The sequence below is a fragment of the Sphingobium bisphenolivorans genome (genome assembly GCF_000412635.1).
Lineage (GTDB): Bacteria > Pseudomonadota > Alphaproteobacteria > Sphingomonadales > Sphingomonadaceae > Sphingobium > Sphingobium bisphenolivorans.
In genome coordinates this window covers 27,778-46,285 of the sequence record NZ_ASTG01000005.1, presented here as the reverse complement: position 1 = coordinate 46,285, position 18,508 = coordinate 27,778, and the positions used below count along the sequence as shown (strand labels likewise).

The following is an 18,508-nucleotide window of genomic DNA, read 5'->3' as shown; positions in this document are numbered from 1 at the left end:
AAGTTGATCGGAACGGGGAAGATCGCACGGTAACGGGCTCCAACAGCATGTGGGGCGGCCGCTTCGCAGCGGGGCCGGCTTCGGTCATGCGCGAGATAAATGCCTCCATCCCTTTCGACAAGCGCCTGTGGAAACAGGATATCGCGGGCTCCAAGGCGCATGTCGCGATGCTGGCGAAGCAGGGCATCGTCGCGCAGGCGGATGCCGACGCGATCTCCGGCGGTCTGGACCAGATCGCCGCCGAATATGAAGCGAACGGCGTGCCGGTCGATCTCGACCTGGAAGACATCCATATGGTCACGGAGTCGCGGCTGGCGGAGCTGATCGGACCGGCGGCGGGGCGGCTGCATACGGCGCGTTCGCGCAACGATCAGGTGGCGACCGACTTCCGCCTGTGGGTGCGCGATGCCATTGATGAGGTCGAGGCCGGATTGGTGGCGTTGCAGGAAGCGCTGATCGCGCGCGCGGAGGAGCATGCCGATACGGTGATGCCGGGCTTTACCCATCTCCAGTCCGCGCAGCCGGTGACGCTCGGCCATCACCTCATGGCCTATCATGAGATGATCCGTCGCGACCGCAGCCGCTTTGCCGACGCGCGCGCGCGGCTGAACGAATGTCCGCTGGGCGCGGCGGCACTGGCGGGGACCGGTTTTCCGATCGACCGACATGCGACGGCGGCAGCGCTGGGCTTCGCCAAGCCGACCGACAACAGCCTCGACAGCGTATCCGACCGCGACTTTGCGCTCGACTATCTGATGGCGGCGACCCAAGTGGCACTGCATCTGTCGCGGCTGGCGGAAGAGTTCATCATCTGGGCGAGCCAGCCCTTCGGCTTCGTCAAGCTGCCCGACGCTTACTCGACCGGCAGCTCGATCATGCCGCAGAAGCGTAATCCCGATGCGGCCGAACTGGTGCGCGGCCATGCCGGGCGCATCATGGGCTGCATGAACGCGCTCTGCGTCACGATGAAAGGCCTGCCGCTCGCCTATTCCAAGGACATGCAGGACGACAAGCCGCCGGTGTTCGAGGCGCATGACCTGCTCGGCCTTTCGATCGCGGCGATGACCGGGATGATCGAGACGGTGGCGTTCCGTACCGAGCGGATGCGGGGGCTGGCGGAAAGCGGCTTCGCGACGGCGACCGACTTGGCCGACTGGCTGGTGCGGGAGGGCAATGTGCCGTTCCGCGAGGCGCATCACATCACCGGGCGCGCGGTCGCTGCGGCCGAGGGGGCGGGCGTGCAGCTGGCGGACCTGCCGATCGAGACGCTGAAAGCCATTGATGGACGCATCGACGAGCGTATCTATGCGGTGCTGACGGTCGATGCCTCGGTCGCCAGCCGCAAGAGCCACGGCGGCACCGCGCCTGATCAGGTGCGCGCGCGGATAGCCCAGGCGCGGCAGGAGAAGAAGGAATGACTTCGCCTATCCTCAAGGGCGCCGGTCTGGCGACACTGGCGCTGGCGCTGGCATCCTGCGGCGGACGGCAGCCGCTGAAGCCGGTCGAGGGGCAGGCCTTGCCCGCCGTTCCGGTCGGCGCCACAAGGGCGCCCACGGCTGCCGAGCTGACCGCCCCCACGACCCAGGCCCGGCCGGAGCGTAACGTCGAACTGCTCACCCAATCGCAGGAGCGGCACGACGACCCCTTCGACCTGCCGCCCGAAAGCGACCCCCGCTAAGAATTTCAGCCAGGACAGGAAGCCCTTGGACCATTTTGAATATGTTGACGGCGCCATGCATGTGGAGCAGGTGCCGCTCGCCGCGATTGCCGAGCAGGTCGGCACGCCCGTCTATGTCTATTCGACCGCCACGCTGACCCGCCATGTCGGCGTGTTCCGCGACGGGCTGTCGCAGCTTGCCGACCCGCTGATCGCCTTTGCGGTCAAGTCCAACCCCAATGCCGCCGTGCTGGCGACTTTAGCGAAGCTGGGGCTGGGGGCGGACGTCGTGTCGGCCGGCGAACTGCTGCGCGCCGTCGCGGCGGGGATACCGGCGAACCGGATCGTCTTTTCGGGCGTGGGCAAGACCGCCGATGAAATGCGGATCGCGCTGGAAAAGGGCATCTACCAGTTCAATCTGGAGAGCGAGCCGGAAGCGGAGATGCTGTCTGAAGTCGCGCTCTCGCTGGGGAAGAAGGCGCCCGTCGCCTACCGCATCAATCCCGATGTCGATGCGGGCACCCATGCCAAGATTTCGACCGGCAAGTCGGAAAACAAGTTCGGCATCCCCTATGACCGCGCGCTCGCCAGCTATGCCGCGGCGCGGGACCTGCCGGGTCTCGACGTACAGGGCGTGGCTGTCCATATCGGCAGCCAGTTGACCGACCTCGCCCCGCTGGAGGCGGCCTTCGTCAAGGTTGGCGCGCTGATCGAAAAGCTGCGCGCCGAGGGGCACGACATCCGCACCGCCGATCTGGGCGGCGGGCTGGGCGTGCCCTATGATCCTTCGCAGCCGCTGCCGCCAAGCCCGGCTGATTACGGTGCCATGGTGACGAAGGTAACGAAGGGCTGGAACGTGCGGCTGATGTTCGAGCCTGGCCGGCTGATCGTCGGCAATGCAGGCGCGCTCGTCTCCAGCGTGGTCCGGGTCAAGCAGGGCGCGCAGGCGCCGTTCGTGATCGTCGACGCGGCGATGAACGACCTGCTGCGGCCCAGCCTCTACGATGCCTGGCATGAGATTCGCGCGGTGCATCCCAAGGGCGAGCGCGCGGCCGCAAACGTGGTGGGGCCGGTGTGCGAAACGGGCGATACCTTCGCCATGCATCGCGACATGGATGTCGTGCAGGCGGGCGATCTGGTCGCGTTCATGACCGCGGGTGCCTATGGCGCGACCATGGCGAGCACCTATAACAGCCGCGCGCTCACGCCCGAAGTGCTGGTGTCGGGCGACAAATGGGCGGTGGTCCGCGCCCGCCCGCCGATCGAGGCACTGATCGAGGGTGACAGCATTCCTGATTGGGTGCGCGGCTGATGCAGAGCCTGCCCGTCTTCCTGCGGTTGCAAGGGCGGGCGGTCATCCTGACCGGGGAAGGCGAGCTTGCGCAAGCCAAGCGCCGCCTGCTCGAACGCGCAGGGGCGAGCATCGTTGGGGAGACGGAGGACGCCGCCCTCGCCATCGTCGCGGATGGTGATGAGGCGACCGTGGCCCGCCTGAAGGCGCGCGGTATCCTGGTCAACGCGACGGACAAGCCCGCACTGTGCGACTTTACCTTGCCCGCCATCGTGGATCGGGAGCCGGTACTGATCGCGATCGGCACGGGCGGCGCATCCGCCGGCCTTGCCAAGGCGCTGCGGCAGCGGATCGAGGCTTTGCTGCCGGCCCGGCTGGGCGCTTTGGCGAGCGCGCTGCATGACGCGCGCGGGGTCATAAGGACGCGCTGGCCCGATGCGGCTGCTCGGCGCCGTGCGATAGATGGCGGGCTGGCGGCGGGCGGGCTGATCGACCCGCTGTCCGGCAAGTCGGCCGATGCGGTGCCGCGCTGGCTGGCGGAACAGCAGGAAGGCACGGCAAATCGACTTGAAATCATCCGGCTTGCTTCGGTCGACCCGGACGAACTGACGCTGCGCGCCGCTCGGTTGCTGGGGGAGGCGGACCGCGTCTATCATGCGCCTGATGTTCCCGCAGCGATCCTTGATCGTGCGCGTGCCGATGCGGTGCGGCTGGACATGACAGCGATGCCGGATGAGCCGGGCGAGGGACTCTCGCTCTGGCTCGAGATGGCACGATGAGCCAGGTCTTCGTGCATGACGGAAGCCGTGCGCGCGAGATGTCGCTCGATGAATTTTGCGCCCATGCCGACACGATCCCGTTCAGTTGGGTTCATGCCGATGGCTGGCAGGAGGATGCGCGGGAGGTCGCGTCCCGCTGCGACCATATGCCCGAGGCGGCGCTGTCCGCGCTGTTGGCGCAGGAGACGCGGCCGCGCTGCACGCTGATGCTGCACGGCGCGCTGATCAACCTGCGCGGCCTCGGCGCCGATAATGATATGTCAGGCGATCCGCTGGTGTCGATCCGCCTCTGGGCCGAGCAGGCGCGGGTCATTTCGGTAAGCTACCGTCCGCTCGCTGCGATGGCGCCGGTGCGCGCGCAGATGCTGGCAGGCCAGATCCGCGACCCCGGCGACCTGATCGCCGCCTTCGCCCAGCAGATCACCGAGGCGCTCGACCCGCAGGTGGCGGAGTTCGGCGACGGGTTGGACGAGATCGAAAGCGCGCTCAGCGATCATGGCCCGGCGGAGGCGCGGCGGCAGGTGTCGGCCATTCGCGCTACGGCGATCAGCTATCGCCGCTTCATCGCGCCCCAGCGGCAGGCGCTGGAACGGCTTTCCCTGGCTGACGCGCCATGGCTGGAGCCGGAGGATCGGCTGCACCTTCAGGAAGCGGCCGATCGCTGCGCCCGCATGGCGGAGGAACTGGAAGCCGTGCGCGAACGATCCGCGCTCGCGCATGAAGAACTGACGGACCTGCGCGCCGAACAGATGAACAGCCAGGCGCTGATCATTTCCGTCGTCGCCCTGGTCTTCCTGCCGCTGACCTTTCTGACGGGTCTGCTCGGCATGAATGTCGAAGGAATTCCCTTCGCGCACGAGCCGTGGGCCTTCTGGGGGGTAGTCGGCGTCTGCGTCGCGATGGCGGCGGGAATCGCTGGCTGGTTCGGCGCGACGCACTGGCTGAAGCGATAGCCTTCAGTTACGCCCGGCGGTCAGCCGTTCGACCTCATCATGCAAAGCCTGGAGCGAGGAAACGAGCCGCGCGCGGTCGGCCTGCATTTCCTTGAGAGCCTCCCGCGTTTCGCCCAGTTCCACCGCGCGGCGGGCGATGCGTGCGTCGAGTTCCGCATTGTGGCGGGTGAGCGCGCCCAGCTGCTCCGCCCGCGCGCACAGATGGCGCAGCCGAGCGTCGAGCAGATCGAAAACATAGGGTTTGACGATATGGTCGTCGGCGCCGGCTTCCAGCGCCTCGACTGCTGAAGCGCTGTCCTGCCGTCCGCTGATCATGACGAAGCTGGCTTGGTCAGCGAGGCCCGCCGCGCGAATCTTCCGCATCGTCGCGACGCCCGGCAGCAGGGCCATGTCCATGTCGATGAGGATCAGGTCGAAGGGACGGCCGACCAGCATGGCGGCCGCGACAAAGCCATTCTCCGCCAGGACTACATCATAGCCGAGATGAGAGAGACGCCGGGCGATCACCGCGCGGGAAGTCGCGTCCTCATCCACCATCATCAGCCGTAGCCGGCGCGCCGTGCTGGAGGCAGGCTTTTCCATCGTTTCCGAACGTGGCCGAGCCGCGTTGCGCTTCCAAAACTGCATCATCTCGCACCTTCCTGCACAGGCAAGCGTAGGTGCGCGGCGCAAAGAAATGGTTAACGGTCGGCCTTGTCCTGATCGGGCGCATAGGCGCGCAGGAAGCAACCGATGGCTTCGGCGACTTCCGAATGCATCAGTTCAGCCGTGGCATGTTCCATCTGGCCGAGCACCAGTAGCTGTTGAAAATTTGAAAGCAGCAGCGACATCAGCATCCGCGCGGCAGTCGTGGGGTTCGCCGGCCGAAGTTGGCCCCTATCCATGGCACCTTTCAGAAACTGCGCGACGAGCGTGCGGGTACGCAGAGGGCCCAGTTCGTAGAAGATCGCGCCCATCTCCGGAAAACGGTTGGCTTCCGAGACGACCAGCCGGTGGAGAGCGACCGCCTCGGGGGTCGTCACCTTTTCCAGGAAGTTGCTGCCGAACCTGCACAGCGTCGTTTCCAATTCCGCGCCGCTATCGAGCATTTCGGCAAGTGCTTCCCGGTATTTTGCAGTGCGTCCTTCCAGAACAGCCCTGAATAATTCTTCCTTGGACGGGAAGTAATTCCACAATGTGCCCTTGGGCCCGCCCAGAGTGGCGGCGATACCCGACATCGTGGTCGCGGCGTAGCCATTTTCGAGAAAGGAACGGGCAGCCACCTCCACTATCGCCTCTCGCCGGTCGCGCCGCCTCGCTTCACGCCGACTGGGCGGGCACAGATGCTTGCTCATCGTCATTTATCGTACCATAGGGTACGGAAATTTGGTTGACAAGCCCGAGCAACGCGCGCAAAGGCGATATTCATACTAGCTGGTACGGTTTGTTATGCCCGTGAGTCGGTTGTTCTCCCTTTATCCTGCTGGGCCTGTCGTGCTGACTGCCCTGCTGTTGTCGGCCTGTGCGGCGGTGCCTGATATCGGGCCGCAGCCGGTTGTGCGCGCGCCCGAGACGATAGAGGCGGAGCGCAGCCTGGCAGCTGCCCAGGCCGCTTGGCCTGCGGAGGATTGGTGGAAGGTTTATGGCGACGAACAGCTGGACCGGCTGATCCAGGAGGGGCTGCGCGGATCACCGGACATCGCCATCGCCGCAGCGCGGCTGCGTCAGGCCAACGCTACCGCCCGGCAAGCGGGGGCGGGCTTGTTACCTTCGGCGGATCTGGACGCCAGCGCGGGCGCGACCAAGCAGAGCTATAATATGGGCTTGCCCAAGGACTTCGTTCCCCAAGGGTGGCTCGGCACCGGCCGGGTCGCACTGGACCTGGGCTTTGACCTTGATCTCTGGGGCCGGAACCGCGCGGCTCTGGCCGCTGCCACGTCAGAGGAGCGGGCGGCGCAGATCGACGCGCAACAGGCGCGGCTGACGCTCACGACCGCGCTCGCCGACGCCTATGCCGACCTTGCGCGGCTCTATGAGGATCGGGACATTCAGGCGCGTGCGCTGGAAATCCGTACCGCGAGCCAGAAGCTGGTGGCGCAGCGGCGTCAGAACGGGTTGGAGACCAGGGGCAGCGAGCGGCAGGCGGACGCCACCGTCGCCTCGGCCAAGGCGCAACTGGCCGCCGCGGATCAGGCGATCGATGTCCGTCGGCATCAGATTGCCGCGCTGATCGGCGCCGGGCCGGATCGCGGCCTTTCGATCGCGCGGCCGAAGCTGAGCGGTCTGACGCCGCTCGGCCTGCCCGCCGATGTGACGACCAATCTGGTTGCCCGGCGGCCGGACATTGCGGGCGCTCTCGCCCGGACCGACGCGGCGGCGAAACGCATCAAGGTGGCCCGCGCCGACTTCTTCCCCGCCATTCGCCTGGGTGCGCTCGTGGGGGTCCAGTCGCTCGGCTATGAAACGCTTTTCGGCCCGGGATTCACGCCTGCTGGCGGACCGTCCTCCTTCGCCGACAAGCTGTTCCGCAAGGATTCGCTGTTCGGTAATGTGGGTCCGGCGATCAGCCTGCCTATCTTCCATGGCGGTGCGCTGAGTGCCCAGTATCGGGGCGCCCGCGCGACTTATGACGAGGCGGTCGCCGTCTATGACAAGACCGTTCTTGGTGCCTATCAGCAGGTCGCTGACGCCGTGACCGCCCGGCGAACGCTGGAACGAAGGCTGGCCGACGCCCGTTCTGCGCTCGCCGCTTCCGAAGACGCCTATGCTATCGCCCGTCAGCGCTATGAAGGCGGGCTGTTCACCTTTCTCGACGTGCTGAACGTGGAAGACCAGTTGCTGGCGGCGCGTCAGTCCGTCGCGGAGCTGGAGGCGAGCGCCTTCACGCTTGACATCGCTCTCGTGCGTGCGCTTGGCGGCGGTTTTGCTGCTCACGACGCTCTGTCCAAGGACCTGCCCAATGGCTGACGCCACCCCCGAATTCACGTCCGACACCAGCCGGGCGGCTGATGATGCCCAGGCGCAGCGTCTGGAAACCCGCAAGAAATGGATGATGCGGTTGGGGCTGGCGGTTCTGGTGATCGGTGCGATCTATGGACTCTGGTATGTGCTGGTGGGGCGCCATCAGGTCAGCACCGATAATGCCTATGTGAATGCCGAGAGTGCGCAGGTGACGCCGCTTATTTCCGCGCAGGCGACCGAAGTGCTGGTGAGCGACACCCAAGCGGTCAAACGCGGTGCCATATTGGTGAAGCTCGATCCGACAAACGCGCGCATCGCCATCGCGCAGGCCGAGGCGGACCTGGCCGAGGCGCGGCGCAAGTTCCGCCAGACGGTGGCGACCAGCTCCGCCTTGGCGGCTCAGGTCGAGGCGCGCGGCGCCGACATCGGCCAGGCGCGCGCGCAGCTTGCGGCGGCGCAGGCCGATTTCGACAAGGCGCGGGTGGACCTGCGCCGGCGTGAGGCACTTGCCCCTAATGGCGCCGTTTCCGGCGAGGAACTGACCAGCGCGCGCAAGGCCTATGCCGCCGCGCAAGCCGCGCTGCAGCAGGCGCGCGCCGGCGTGACGACGGCGCAGGCGACACGCGGCGCGGCGGAGGGCCAGCTCGCATCCAACGAGGCGCTGGTCCGCGGCTCGACGGTCGACAGCGACCCCGCCGTACTGGTTGCCAAGGCGAAGCTGGACAATGCGCGCCTCGACCTTGAGCGCACGATCATCCGCGCGCCGATCGACGGCGTCGTGACGCGCCGGCAGGTGCAGGTGGGCCAGCGGGTGGCGCAGGGCACGCCGATCATGAGCATCGTTCCCATCTCGCAAGTCTATGTCGATGCGAACTTCAAGGAACGGCAGCTGCGTTACGTGCGGGTCGGCATGCCGGCGACGCTCACCTCAGACCTCTACGGTGGCGACGTCGTCTATCATGGCAAGGTCGTTGGCTTTTCGGCCGGTACCGGCTCGTCCATGGCGCTGATCCCGGCGCAGAATGCGACCGGCAACTGGATCAAGGTCGTCCAGCGGCTGCCCGTTCGCATCGCCCTCGATCCCAAGGAACTGGCTGCGCATCCCTTGCGCGTCGGCCTCTCCATGGAAGCGGAAATCGACCTCTCCGGCGAATAGGAGCGGCTTGTGAATAACCCGGCGCAGATCGCTGCCATGACCCCGCGCCAGCGCATGCTGGCGGGGCTGGTGCTGGCGATGGCCAATTTCATGGTCGTGTTGGACCTGACGATCGCCAACGTCTCCGTCCCGCACATCGCCGGCAATCTCGGCATAGCGCCGGACCAGGGCACATGGATCATCACATCCTATGCCGTGGCCGACGCCATCTGCGTCCCGTTGGCGGGGTGGCTGGCCCAGCGCTTCGGTGCGGTTCGCGTTTTCACCACCAGCATGGTGGGCTTTGGCCTTTTCTCCCTGCTGTGCGGCCTTTCCCCCACTTTAGGCATGCTGGTCGCCTGCCGTGTCGGCCAGGGGCTGTGCGGCGGGCCGCTCATGCCCATGTCGCAGACGCTGTTGATGCGGATCTTCCCGCCCGAAACGCGGGGACGTGTGATGGCCATATGGACGATGACGACGCTGGCCGGCCCCGCTGCCGGACCGATCATCGGCGGCTATATCAGCGACAATTGGAGCTGGCACTGGATCTTCTTCATCAACCTGCCGGTCGCAGCGGTTTGTATATTCTTCGCGCTTGTCCTGCTCGGCCCGGCCGAGACGGAACGGCGCAAGCTGCCGGTCGATCTGGCGGGACTGGGCCTGCTGATCTTCTGGATCGGCTGCCTTCAGATCATGCTCGACATTGGCCGCGATCATGACTGGTTCGCCGACCCGCTGATCGTAGCGCTGGCGGTCATGGCGGGCATAGGATTCCTGGTCTTCATCATCTGGGAACTGACCGAGGAGCATCCGATCGTTGATCTGCGGGTGTTCCGGCATGCCGGCTTCACGTCCGGCGTCATCACCTTGTCACTCTGTTTCGGCGCCTATTTCGCAGGCATCGTCATGATCCCGCAATGGCTGCAGACGTCCGTCGGCTACACGGCGCAGCTGGCGGGATATGTGACAGCATTCACGGCGCTCACCGCGATCCTCGTCGCTCCCCTGGCCGGTCGAGTACTGGGCAAGATTGACGTGCGGCTCATCATCTCTGCCTCTGTCATATGGATGGGCTTCGTCACCATGTGGCGGTCCCACTGGACCACTTCAGCAGATTTCTGGACCTTATCGATGCCTCAAGTCGTCCAAGGCTTGGCGATGCCATTCTTCATGGTCCCGTTGACGATGCTGACGCTCGGCTCGGTCAGGCCGGAGGAGACGGCATCGGCGGCGGGGATGCAGAATTTCCTCCGTACGCTTGCGGTCGCCGTTTCGACGTCGCTGGTATTGACCGGTTGGGGCAATGGACAGCGGGTGTCCCGCAACGAACTGGTGGACGCGCTTGGACCGGACGTCGGGACGCGCCTCGTGGATGCCGGCCTTTCGCCTGAGCAGGCGCCGCAGATGCTGTCCAATCTGGTCGAGCAGCAAGCGTCCATGGTTTCGATGAACCACATCTTCGTCATCTCGGCTCTCATCTTCTTCCTTGCGAGCGTCATGGTGTGGATCGCGCCGAAGCCCGCTGGCGCCGTGGATATGTCCAAGGCGCATTGAGCGCGCTGCTCACCCAAGCTCGATAAAGCGCGTGATGCCGATCGCGTCCAGGAAGGCCCGGTCGTGGCTGACGACGATCAGTGTCCCGTCATAGCCCGCCAGGCCCTGTTCGATCGCGCCGACTGAATCGATGTCGAGATGGTTGGTGGGCTCGTCCAGCATCAGCAGCGGCGGCAGCGTCTCGCCGCCGAGCACGCAGGCGAGCCCGGCACGCAGCAGTTGACCGCCGCTCAGCGTGCCCACCTGCTGCAACGCCAGGTCCGCGCGGAAGCGAAACCGGGCGAGCGCCGCGCGCACGGCATTGACGCTCGCCTGGGGATGCATGCGCGCGAAATTGTCCGCGATGTTCAAATTCGGGTCGAGCAGAGAAACACGCTGGTCCAGCAGCGCGCAGGCAACGGGCCGGTGGACGCTGCCGGCCAGCGGCGGGAGCAACCCGGCGATCAGGTGCAGCAGCGTCGATTTGCCCGCGCCGTTCGGTCCGCTGATGGCGACCCGCTCCAGCCCCTTGATATCCAGCGTCAAGCCGCAGAACAGTGGCCGGTCCGGGTCATGGCCGCCGGTCACATCTTCCAGCCGCAGGATCATCTGCCCGGGCTGAACAGCGGCGGAAGGCAGCGTCACAGAAAGGCTGTCCACAATCTCCACCCGGCCGCGCGCCGCTTCCGCAGCCTCCAGCGCGTCGCGTCGCAGGCGCTCGGCAAGGCGCACGCCGGTCCCGCCAGACCCCTCGGCCCGATCCTTGCGCATGCCGATCAGAATACGCGGCATGTCGCCGCGTGCGCCCTTGCGCGATCCGGCCGAATCGCGGCGCTGCTTGCGCTCGGCCGCGGCCCTGCTTCGCCGCTCGACCTCCTTCACGCGACGCTCGGCATGGTCGAGCTGCTGCGCGGCGGAGGCGAGTTCGCTTTCCTTGCGGGCGCGATAACTGGACCAGTTGCCGCCATAGCGGCTGATCCCCAGCGTCGTCAGCTCCGCGATCGCATCCATCTCTTCCAGCAGCGCGCGATCATGGCTGACGACGATGGCGCCCGCCGGCCAGCGGGCGAGCAGGTCGCGCAGCACATCCCGCCCAGCCGCGTCGAGATTGTTGGTCGGTTCGTCCAGCAGCAGGAAGTCGGGCCTGCGGAACATCACGCCAGCCAGCGCGGCACGGCTGCGCTGCCCGCCGGAAAGGCGGTGCAGTGCGGTGGCGGGATCGGCGGTGATCCCGACTTCCGCCAGCGCCTCCTCGATTTGCGCCGGCAGCGTCCAGTCGCATTGCTCCAACTCGGCCATGTCGGCATCGCCGCGCTCGGCCTTGTCGAGCAGCGCCAGCGCGTCGGCGACGCCGAACACGTCCGCGACGCTTTCCTGCGGCGCGACCTGGACCGTCTGTCGCAGAGTGGCCACGTTCCCCGTCACATGCACGCTGCCAGACGCAGGCATTCTCTCCCCGGCGATCAGCGCGAGCAGGGTCGATTTGCCGACGCCGTTGCGCCCGAGAAGGCCGATTCGTTCAGTCGTGAAGCGGAAATCGACGTTGGAAAGGACCGCCGTCCCGTCAGGGGCGGACCAGCTGAGATTTGAAAGGGTGATGGCAGGCATGAACGAAAACTTCCCTGAAGGCACAGCAATTGGGCTTTGCGATCAGAGGGTTGTTCACGATAGGCATCCTTCGAAATGGAGCGGCCACGCTATAACGGTCTGCCAGGCGACGCAACCGTTACGCAAAGGGCGCGATTGACGCGGCGCAGCATCGCGGTCACTGAAGGGCAAAACGGTTTGGGGTCCCATGCGAATCGTCATCATCGACGACAGTGGCCTGCGCGCGACGGTCTTGGAGGAAGGGCTGCGCGAGGCGGGCTATGACGATATCCACATCGTACCACCGCGCGGCGGCTTCGTCGCGCGGCTGGAGCGCATGGCGCCCGACGTCGTGCTGATGGACCTCGGCAGTCCCAGCCGCGACACGCTTGAGGAAATGCTGTCGGTCAGCCGCGCCCTGGCCCGGCCGATCGCGATGTTCGTCGATCAGTCCGACGAGTCGATGATCGGCGCGGCCATCGATGCAGGCGTTTCGGCCTATGTCGTCGACGGGCTACGCAAGGAGCGGGTGAAGCCGGTGCTGGAACTCGCGGTGCGCCGTTTCAACGCCTTTGCGAAGATCCAGTCGGAACTGGACGAGGCGCGCACCCAGCTGTCCGACCGCAAGATCATCGATCGCGCCAAGTCGATCCTGATGAGCCAGCGCGGCCTCAATGAACCGGACGCCTATGCGCTGCTGCGATCGAGCGCGATGAACCAGGGGAAGAAGATCGTGGATGTCGCTCAGGCCCTTATAACCGCCAGCGACCTGCTTGGGGGAGGCCTATGACGACGGCGCTGCGCATCGCATTCCTGCCGCTGACCGACGCCGCCGTGCTGGCGGTGGCCCGGGAGAAGGGCTTCGCCGAGGAGGAGGGGCTGGCGCTCGATCTCGTCCGCACGGTCAGCTGGGCGACATTGCGCGACCGGCTGATCTTCGGCCAGGTGCAGGCCGCGCACATGCTGGCGCCGCTCGCCGTCGCGGTGACGCTGGGCCTCAGCCAGCAGGCCGCGCCACTCTCCGCCCCGTACAAGCTTAACGTCAACGGCAATATGCTGGTGATGGCGAGCGAGTTCGCGCAGGCGCTGGACCCGGACGTGATCGCGCGGCTCGATGATCCGCTGGGCACCGCGCATGATTTCGCTGCCGCGATCGGCCTGTGGAAACGCAAGCCGGTGATCGGAGTGGTCCATCGCTTTTCCAGCCATGCCATCATGCTCCGTTATTGGCTGGCGAGCGCCGGGGTCGATCCAGACCGAGACGTGATGCTGCGTGTGGTGCCGCCATCGCTCACTGTGGAGGCGATGCGGGCGGGGGAGATTGACGGTTTCATCGCCGGCGAGCCATGGGGCAGCGCTGCGGTGGATGCGGGGCTTGCCGAAGCCGTCGCGGTCGGGGAACGTATTTGGCGGCGCGGGGTGGAGAAGGTGCTGGCCTTCCGCACGCCCTGGCTGGAGGAAAATCCCGACAGCGTCGACCGGTTGATCCGCGCGCTGGTGCGGGCCGCCGCCTGGTGCGACGACGCGGCAAATCATGAGGCGCTGTCGCACCTGCTCTCCAACCCACGCTATGTCGACCAGCCCGCGGACGTGATCCTGCGCGCGCTGTCCGGCCGGATCGTGGCGCGGGGCGACATGGCGCCGCTGCACATGCCCGACTTCATGCTGTTCTCACGGGAGGCGACGCCATTTCCCTGGCGGAGTCAGGCGCTCTGGATCTATTCGCAGCTCGTCCGCTGGAAGATGGTCGAACATAATGCGGAAAATGCGGCCCGGGCGGGATCGGTGTTCCGACCCGATATTTTCCGCCGCGCGCTCGCCGAAAGCGACGTGCCGCTGCCCGGCGCAAGCATGAAGCTGGAGGGCGCTGTCGGTTCGCCCTTGGCTGTCGGGTCAAAGCGGGGAGAGTTGACGCTGGGGCCGGACCGCTTTTTCGACGGGCGGGTGTTCGATCCCGAACGCATCGAGGATTTCCTGGCGAGTTTCTGATCCGGCCCACAGAGGTGCCGCGTTAGAATTTTGTGCCTTGCAACATAGGTCAATTCGCGGGATAAGATGAGAGTCGCGCGACGAAGCGCGCTTTACAGGATGAGCCTTCCCAAGGACGGGACGACGCTCTCCTTCAGATTTTGCAGCAAAGCCGCTGGCCGGATTTCGTGAAGAACGAGGTCCGGAGGCGGCTTTTTTCGTGTCCAGTTCAGAAAGATCGAGGGACGTCATCATGGCAACTGCATATTGGGATCGCCCGGAGGGGGAGCGGCCAGAAGGCCAGGCAACAGCGGAGCAGACCAGCTTCTGGAAGGCTGGCCACACGCCGACGCTCATCGCCGCCTTCCTCTATTTCGACCTCGCCTTCATGGTGTGGGTACTGCTGGGGCCGCTGGCGCCATCCATCTCTCAGACCCTCGGGCTGACTCCCGCGCAAAAGGGGCTGATGGTCGCGGTGCCCACGCTGGCTGGCGCGCTGCTGCGGGTGGTCAACGGCCTGCTGGTCGACCGTATCGGTTGCAAGCAGGCGGGCGCGATCAGCCAGGTGATCGTCATCGCCGGCCTGTTCACCGCCTGGGTCATGGGCGTCAACAGCTTCGGCGGCACGCTGGCGCTGGGGGTGATCCTGGGCTTTGCCGGGGCAAGCTTCGCCATTGCGCTGCCGCTCGCCAGCCGCTGGTATCCGCCTGAGCATCAGGGCAAGGCCATGGGCCTCGCGGGCATGGGCAATTCGGGCACGGTGCTCGCTTCGCTGTTCGCGCCGATGCTTGCCAAGGCCTTTGGCTGGAATTCGGTGCTGGGCCTCGCCTGCATTCCGCTCAGCATCGTCTTCGTCATCTACATGATCATGGCGAAGAACGCGCCCAACGCCCCGGCGCCCAAGAAGCTGGCGGACTATTTCCGACCGCTCAAGAGCGCCGACGCTTGGTGGCTGATGGGCTTTTATGCCGTGACCTTCGGCGGCTTCGTGGGCCTTGCCGCCTCGCTGCCGATCTACTTCACCGACCAGTTCGGCCTGACCCCGGTGGTCGCCGGATATTGCACCGCGGGCTGCGTGTTCGCCGGGTCGCTGATCCGTCCGATGGGCGGCGCGCTCGCCGACAAGATCGGCGGCGTCAAGGCGCTGATGATGGTCTATATCGCCGCCGCGCTGGCGCTGACGGGCGTGTCCTTCGCACCCACGCTCGTCTCGGCTCTCGGCTTCTTCGTCGCGGCGATGCTGGCGCTGGGCGTCGGCAATGGCTCGGTATTCCAGCTAGTGCCGCAGCGCTTCCAGGAGGAAATCGGCGTCATGACCGGCCTGGTCGGCATGGCGGGCGGCATTGGCGGCTTCTACCTTGCCTCGTCGCTGGGTATCGCCAAGCAGTTCACCGGCAGCTTCGCGCCTGGCTTCCTGATCTTCGCAGGGTTGGCGCTGGTCGCCTTCCTGGGCATCTCGGCGGTGCGGGCCAAGTGGCGCGCCACCTGGAGCACGGCCGCGCGCATCTGATCCAAATCGCTTGGCAGGAGAGGAGGCGGCGGCCCGCGCAAGGCCGCCGCCCTTTTCGCGTCTGCGATATGGCGGGTGACGGCGAAGACAAAATACATCGTTATGCGAGGAATCGCTTGACCCGAATCGTCAAAAGCATATGCTGCAATGCAAAGGACAGGGTTGTCCTTTCTGACATAGCTGCGGTGGCCCACTGACGGGTTATCAAGGCGCTTATGATGGCAAGGCCGCCATCCTGACTTTCGGTTCTGAACCGGGGGTCTGGATGGCGGCCTTTTTTTTCATTCTGGAGTCAAGGGATGGATTTTCAGAACAACGGACCGGCAACGGCAAGCGAGGAGGAAATCTTCGTGCCCTGCGAAGATGTTCGTGAACATCTGGTTGTTGTGGGCAACGGCATGGCCGGTTGCCGCGCGGTCGAGGAATTGCTGGCGCGCGACAAGGATCGCTATCGCGTCACCATCTTCGGGGCGGAACCCTATGTGAATTATAACCGCATCATGCTCTCGCCGGTACTGGCCGGGGAAAAGAGCTTCGATGACATCATCATCAACAGCCGCGAATGGTACAGCGAGAACAATATCGAGCTGATCGCGGGTGATCCGGTGACGGGCATCGACCGCACCGCCAAGACCGTCACGAGCCAGTCGGGTCGCACTGTTGGCTATGACAAGCTGCTGATCGCAACGGGTTCCGATCCGTTCATCATTCCGGTTCCGGGCAAGGATCTGCCGGGCGTGATCAGCTTCCGCGACATGAAGGATGTCGACACCATGCTCGAAGCCGCCGGAAAGGGCGGTAGCGCCGTGGTGATCGGTGGCGGTCTGCTTGGGCTGGAAGCGGCGCACGGCCTCACCCTGCGCGGCATGAAGGTGACTGTGATCCACCTCATGGACACGCTGATGGAGCGGCAGCTCGATGAAGCGGCGGGCTGGCTGCTCAAGACCGCGCTCGAAGGGCGCGGCCAGACCATCCTGACCGGCGCCAACACCGAGGCGATCTACGGCCACGGCAAGGTCGAGGGCGTCCGCCTGAAGGACGGGACCGAAATTCCCGCGAGCTTGGTGGTGATGGCGGTGGGCATCCGTCCCTCGACTGCACTGGCCCGCGAAGCCGGTCTCGACGTCAACCGCGGCATCAAGGTCGACGACCATATGGTCACCAGCGACCCCGACGTGCTGGCGGTTGGCGAATGCGTCGAACATGACGGCAATGTCTATGGCCTGGTCGCGCCGCTGTGGGACATGTGCCGCAGCCTCGCCGATGGCCTGACCGACCAGCATACAGGCTACAAGGGCTCGGTCACGTCGACGAAGCTCAAGGTTGCCGGTCTGGATGTTTTCTCGGCTGGTGATTTCTCGGGTGGCGAAGGTTGCGAGGATATCGTCCTGCGCGATGCTTCGCGGGGCGTCTACAAGCGCGTCGTGGTCAAGGATGACAAGATCGTCGGCGCCGTGCTCTATGGCGATACCGTCGATGGCGGCTGGTATTTCGATCTGCTCAAGCGCGAGGAAGATGTCGCGGAAATCCGCGACCTGCTGATCTTCGGTCAGGCTTTCGCCTCGGGAGGGGGCGCGCTGGACCCTAAAGCGGCCGTTGCGGCGCTCTCGGACGATGCCGAGATCTGCGGCTGCAACGGCGTCAGCAAGGGCCAGGTCGTTGCCTGCATCGAAAAGGGTGCATGTAGCCTCGATGCGGTGCGTGGCAGCTGCAAGGCGTCCGCAAGCTGCGGCAGCTGCACGGGTCTGGTCGAAAATCTGCTGGCGGTGGTGCTGGGCGATGACGTCCAGTCCGGTCCCAGGACGATGTGCAAGTGCACCAGCTTCGGCCATGATGATGTCCGCCGCGAGATCGTGGCGCAGAATATGCGTTCGATCCCCGAGGTGATGCAGCGGCTGCACTGGTCGACGCCGGACGGTTGCTCGTCCTGCCGCCCTGCGCTGAATTATTATCTGCTCTGCGCGCTGCCCGGTGAATATCAGGACGACCAGCAGAGCCGCTTCGTCAATGAGCGCATGCACGCCAACATCCAGAAGGACGGCACCTATTCGGTCGTCCCGCGAATGTGGGGTGGCCTCACCAATCCGACCGAACTGCGCGCGATCGCGGACGTGGTCGAGAAGTACAACGCCCCGATGGTGAAGGTTACCGGCGGCCAGCGTCTCGACATCTTCGGCATCAGGAAGGAAGACCTGCCCGCCGTCTGGGCCGACCTCAACGCCGCGGGCATGGTGTCGGGCCACGCCTATGGCAAGTCGCTGCGCACGGTGAAGACCTGCGTCGGCAGCGAATGGTGCCGCTTCGGCACGCAGGATTCGACCGGCCTCGGCGTCAAGATCGAGCGGATGACCTGGGGATCGTGGATGCCCCACAAGTTCAAGATTGCGGCATCCGGCTGCCCCCGCAATTGCGCGGAGGCGACGATCAAGGACTTTGGCGTGGTCTGCGTGGACTCCGGCTATGAACTGCATGTCGGGGGCAATGGCGGCATCCATGTCCGCGCCACCGACCTGCTGTGCAAGGTTTCGACCGAGCAGGAGGCGCTGGATTATTGCGCCGCCTTCATCCAGCTCTACCGCGAGGAAGCGCGCTATCTGGAGCGCACCGCGCCGTGGATCGAGCGTGTGGGCGTGGATTACATCAAGAGCCGCATCGTCGAGGACGAGGCGGGTCGTGAGCATCTGCGCTCCCGCTTCCTCTATTCGCAGAGCTTCAGCCAGGACGATCCATGGGCGGAACGCGCAGCCGGCCAGCATGCCGAACTGCACCAGCATCTCGACCCCATCGCCATCGCTGCGGAGTAAGACACATGACCGACTGGATCGACATCGGAACGCTGGCCGACATTCCCCAGCGCGGCGCCCGCACTGTACAGATCGCCGGGGAGAAGGAAATCGCGGTGTTCCGCACCGGCGACGACAAAGTCTTCGCGCTGGTCAATGAATGCCCGCACAAGAAGGGACCGCTGAGTCAGGGCATCGTCCATGGCCACAGCGTCGCCTGTCCGCTGCATAACTGGAACATTGCCCTGAAGACGGGCGAGGCGCAGGGCAATGACGAGGGCTGCACGCCGACCATCGCGGTCAAAGAGGAGGGCGGTCGCATCCTGATCGCTCGCCCCGTCGCGCTGAAGGCCGCAGCTTGAGCTTTCGGTC

16 protein-coding genes are annotated in these 18,508 nt (G+C 65.5%); 13 read left to right on the top strand and 3 right to left on the bottom strand.

Going from position 1 to position 18,508, the window contains the following annotated elements; genetic code table 11:
• Positions 1–47 precede the first annotated feature (47 nt).
• The 5 genes from argH to L858_RS0104320 are packed head-to-tail and all read left to right on the top strand — an operon-like array spanning position 48 to position 4,680.
• Positions 48–1,418, top strand: coding sequence for an argininosuccinate lyase (gene argH / locus L858_RS0104340; protein ID WP_022681924.1), 1,371 nt, complete (start codon positions 48–50; stop codon positions 1,416–1,418).
• Complete coding sequence (locus tag L858_RS0104335) at positions 1,415–1,678, top strand: hypothetical protein (protein ID WP_022681923.1); 264 nt, start codon at positions 1,415–1,417, stop codon at positions 1,676–1,678. The genes argH and L858_RS0104335 overlap by 4 nt, the downstream gene beginning before the upstream one ends.
• A gap of 25 nt (positions 1,679–1,703) precedes the next feature.
• Positions 1,704–2,969, top strand: a complete 1,266-nt coding sequence (gene lysA, locus L858_RS0104330) for a diaminopimelate decarboxylase (RefSeq protein ID WP_022681922.1) — start codon at positions 1,704–1,706, stop codon at positions 2,967–2,969.
• On the top strand, positions 2,969–3,727 hold the full coding sequence (locus L858_RS0104325; RefSeq protein WP_028055804.1) for a siroheme synthase: 759 nt from the start codon (positions 2,969–2,971) through the stop codon (positions 3,725–3,727). Before lysA ends, L858_RS0104325 begins: the two co-directional genes overlap by 1 nt.
• On the top strand, positions 3,724–4,680 hold the full coding sequence (locus tag L858_RS0104320; protein ID WP_022681920.1) for a zinc transporter ZntB: 957 nt from the start codon (positions 3,724–3,726) through the stop codon (positions 4,678–4,680). Before L858_RS0104325 ends, L858_RS0104320 begins: the two co-directional genes overlap by 4 nt.
• 3 nt (positions 4,681–4,683) lie before the next feature.
• On the opposite strand, the gene L858_RS0104315 is transcribed toward L858_RS0104320, so the two are convergent.
• Positions 4,684–5,307 carry a response regulator transcription factor gene (locus L858_RS0104315; RefSeq protein WP_028055803.1) on the bottom strand — a complete coding sequence of 208 codons (624 nt, stop codon included), beginning with the start codon at positions 5,305–5,307 and terminating at the stop codon, positions 4,684–4,686.
• A gap of 53 nt (positions 5,308–5,360) precedes the next feature.
• On the bottom strand, positions 5,361–6,020 hold the full coding sequence (locus L858_RS0104310; RefSeq protein ID WP_028055802.1) for a TetR/AcrR family transcriptional regulator: 660 nt from the start codon (positions 6,018–6,020) through the stop codon (positions 5,361–5,363).
• Between the two features lie 88 nt (positions 6,021–6,108).
• Here L858_RS0104310 and L858_RS0104305 point away from each other — a divergent pair, with 88 nt between their 5' ends.
• From L858_RS0104305 to L858_RS0104295, 3 genes are read left to right on the top strand one after another with little or no spacing between them, the layout of a single operon-like run.
• Positions 6,109–7,626, top strand: a complete 1,518-nt coding sequence (locus L858_RS0104305; RefSeq protein ID WP_022681917.1) for an efflux transporter outer membrane subunit — start codon at positions 6,109–6,111, stop codon at positions 7,624–7,626.
• Positions 7,619–8,776, top strand: a complete 1,158-nt coding sequence (locus L858_RS0104300) for an EmrA/EmrK family multidrug efflux transporter periplasmic adaptor subunit (RefSeq protein WP_022681916.1) — start codon at positions 7,619–7,621, stop codon at positions 8,774–8,776. The genes L858_RS0104305 and L858_RS0104300 overlap by 8 nt, the downstream gene beginning before the upstream one ends.
• A 9-nt stretch (positions 8,777–8,785) precedes the next feature.
• A complete protein-coding gene (locus tag L858_RS0104295) occupies positions 8,786–10,309 on the top strand; it encodes a DHA2 family efflux MFS transporter permease subunit (protein WP_022681915.1) in 1,524 nt (507 codons plus the stop codon).
• A 9-nt stretch (positions 10,310–10,318) separates the two neighbouring features.
• Here L858_RS0104295 and L858_RS0104290 read toward each other — a convergent pair whose 3' ends face one another.
• Complete coding sequence (locus L858_RS0104290; protein ID WP_022681914.1) at positions 10,319–11,896, bottom strand: ABC-F family ATP-binding cassette domain-containing protein; 1,578 nt, start codon at positions 11,894–11,896, stop codon at positions 10,319–10,321.
• A gap of 187 nt (positions 11,897–12,083) precedes the next feature.
• Here L858_RS0104290 and L858_RS0104285 point away from each other — a divergent pair, with 187 nt between their 5' ends.
• The 5 genes from L858_RS0104285 to nirD all read left to right on the top strand — a co-directional run bounded on the left by L858_RS0104285 (position 12,084) and on the right by nirD (position 18,498).
• Complete coding sequence (locus L858_RS0104285) at positions 12,084–12,665, top strand: ANTAR domain-containing response regulator (RefSeq protein ID WP_022681913.1); 582 nt, start codon at positions 12,084–12,086, stop codon at positions 12,663–12,665.
• A complete protein-coding gene (locus tag L858_RS0104280; protein ID WP_022681912.1) occupies positions 12,662–13,864 on the top strand; it encodes an ABC transporter substrate-binding protein in 1,203 nt (400 codons plus the stop codon). The genes L858_RS0104285 and L858_RS0104280 overlap by 4 nt, the downstream gene beginning before the upstream one ends.
• A gap of 232 nt (positions 13,865–14,096) precedes the next feature.
• Positions 14,097–15,353, top strand: coding sequence for a nitrate/nitrite transporter (locus L858_RS0104275; protein WP_022681911.1), 1,257 nt, complete (start codon positions 14,097–14,099; stop codon positions 15,351–15,353).
• Positions 15,354–15,652: 299 nt separating this feature from the next.
• A complete protein-coding gene (nirB, locus tag L858_RS0104270; protein ID WP_022681910.1) occupies positions 15,653–18,157 on the top strand; it encodes a nitrite reductase large subunit NirB in 2,505 nt (834 codons plus the stop codon).
• A 5-nt stretch (positions 18,158–18,162) separates the two neighbouring features.
• Positions 18,163–18,498, top strand: coding sequence for a nitrite reductase small subunit NirD (gene nirD / locus L858_RS0104265; RefSeq protein ID WP_022681909.1), 336 nt, complete (start codon positions 18,163–18,165; stop codon positions 18,496–18,498).
• The last annotated feature ends 10 nt before the right edge of the window (positions 18,499–18,508 follow it).

Bases quoted from the DNA above. Each gene is read 5' to 3' on its own strand.
- L858_RS0104305 (WP_022681917.1), top strand. From the start codon at position 6,109: ATGCCCGTGAGTCGGTTGTTCTCCCTTTATCCTGCTGGGCCTGTCGTG.
- nirD (WP_022681909.1), top strand. From the start codon at position 18,163: ATGACCGACTGGATCGACATCGGAACGCTGGCCGACATTCCCCAGCGC.
- L858_RS0104320 (WP_022681920.1), top strand. From the start codon at position 3,724: ATGAGCCAGGTCTTCGTGCATGACGGAAGCCGTGCGCGCGAGATGTCG.
- L858_RS0104280 (WP_022681912.1), top strand. From the start codon at position 12,662: ATGACGACGGCGCTGCGCATCGCATTCCTGCCGCTGACCGACGCCGCC.
- L858_RS0104300 (WP_022681916.1), top strand. From the start codon at position 7,619: ATGGCTGACGCCACCCCCGAATTCACGTCCGACACCAGCCGGGCGGCT.
- L858_RS0104310 (WP_028055802.1), bottom strand. From the start codon at position 6,020: ATGACGATGAGCAAGCATCTGTGCCCGCCCAGTCGGCGTGAAGCGAGG.
- L858_RS0104285 (WP_022681913.1), top strand. From the start codon at position 12,084: ATGCGAATCGTCATCATCGACGACAGTGGCCTGCGCGCGACGGTCTTG.
- L858_RS0104315 (WP_028055803.1), bottom strand. From the start codon at position 5,307: ATGCAGTTTTGGAAGCGCAACGCGGCTCGGCCACGTTCGGAAACGATG.
- L858_RS0104275 (WP_022681911.1), top strand. From the start codon at position 14,097: ATGGCAACTGCATATTGGGATCGCCCGGAGGGGGAGCGGCCAGAAGGC.
- nirB (WP_022681910.1), top strand. From the start codon at position 15,653: ATGGATTTTCAGAACAACGGACCGGCAACGGCAAGCGAGGAGGAAATC.
- L858_RS0104325 (WP_028055804.1), top strand. From the start codon at position 2,969: ATGCAGAGCCTGCCCGTCTTCCTGCGGTTGCAAGGGCGGGCGGTCATC.
- L858_RS0104335 (WP_022681923.1), top strand. From the start codon at position 1,415: ATGACTTCGCCTATCCTCAAGGGCGCCGGTCTGGCGACACTGGCGCTG.
- L858_RS0104290 (WP_022681914.1), bottom strand. From the start codon at position 11,896: ATGCCTGCCATCACCCTTTCAAATCTCAGCTGGTCCGCCCCTGACGGG.
- argH (WP_022681924.1), top strand. From the start codon at position 48: ATGTGGGGCGGCCGCTTCGCAGCGGGGCCGGCTTCGGTCATGCGCGAG.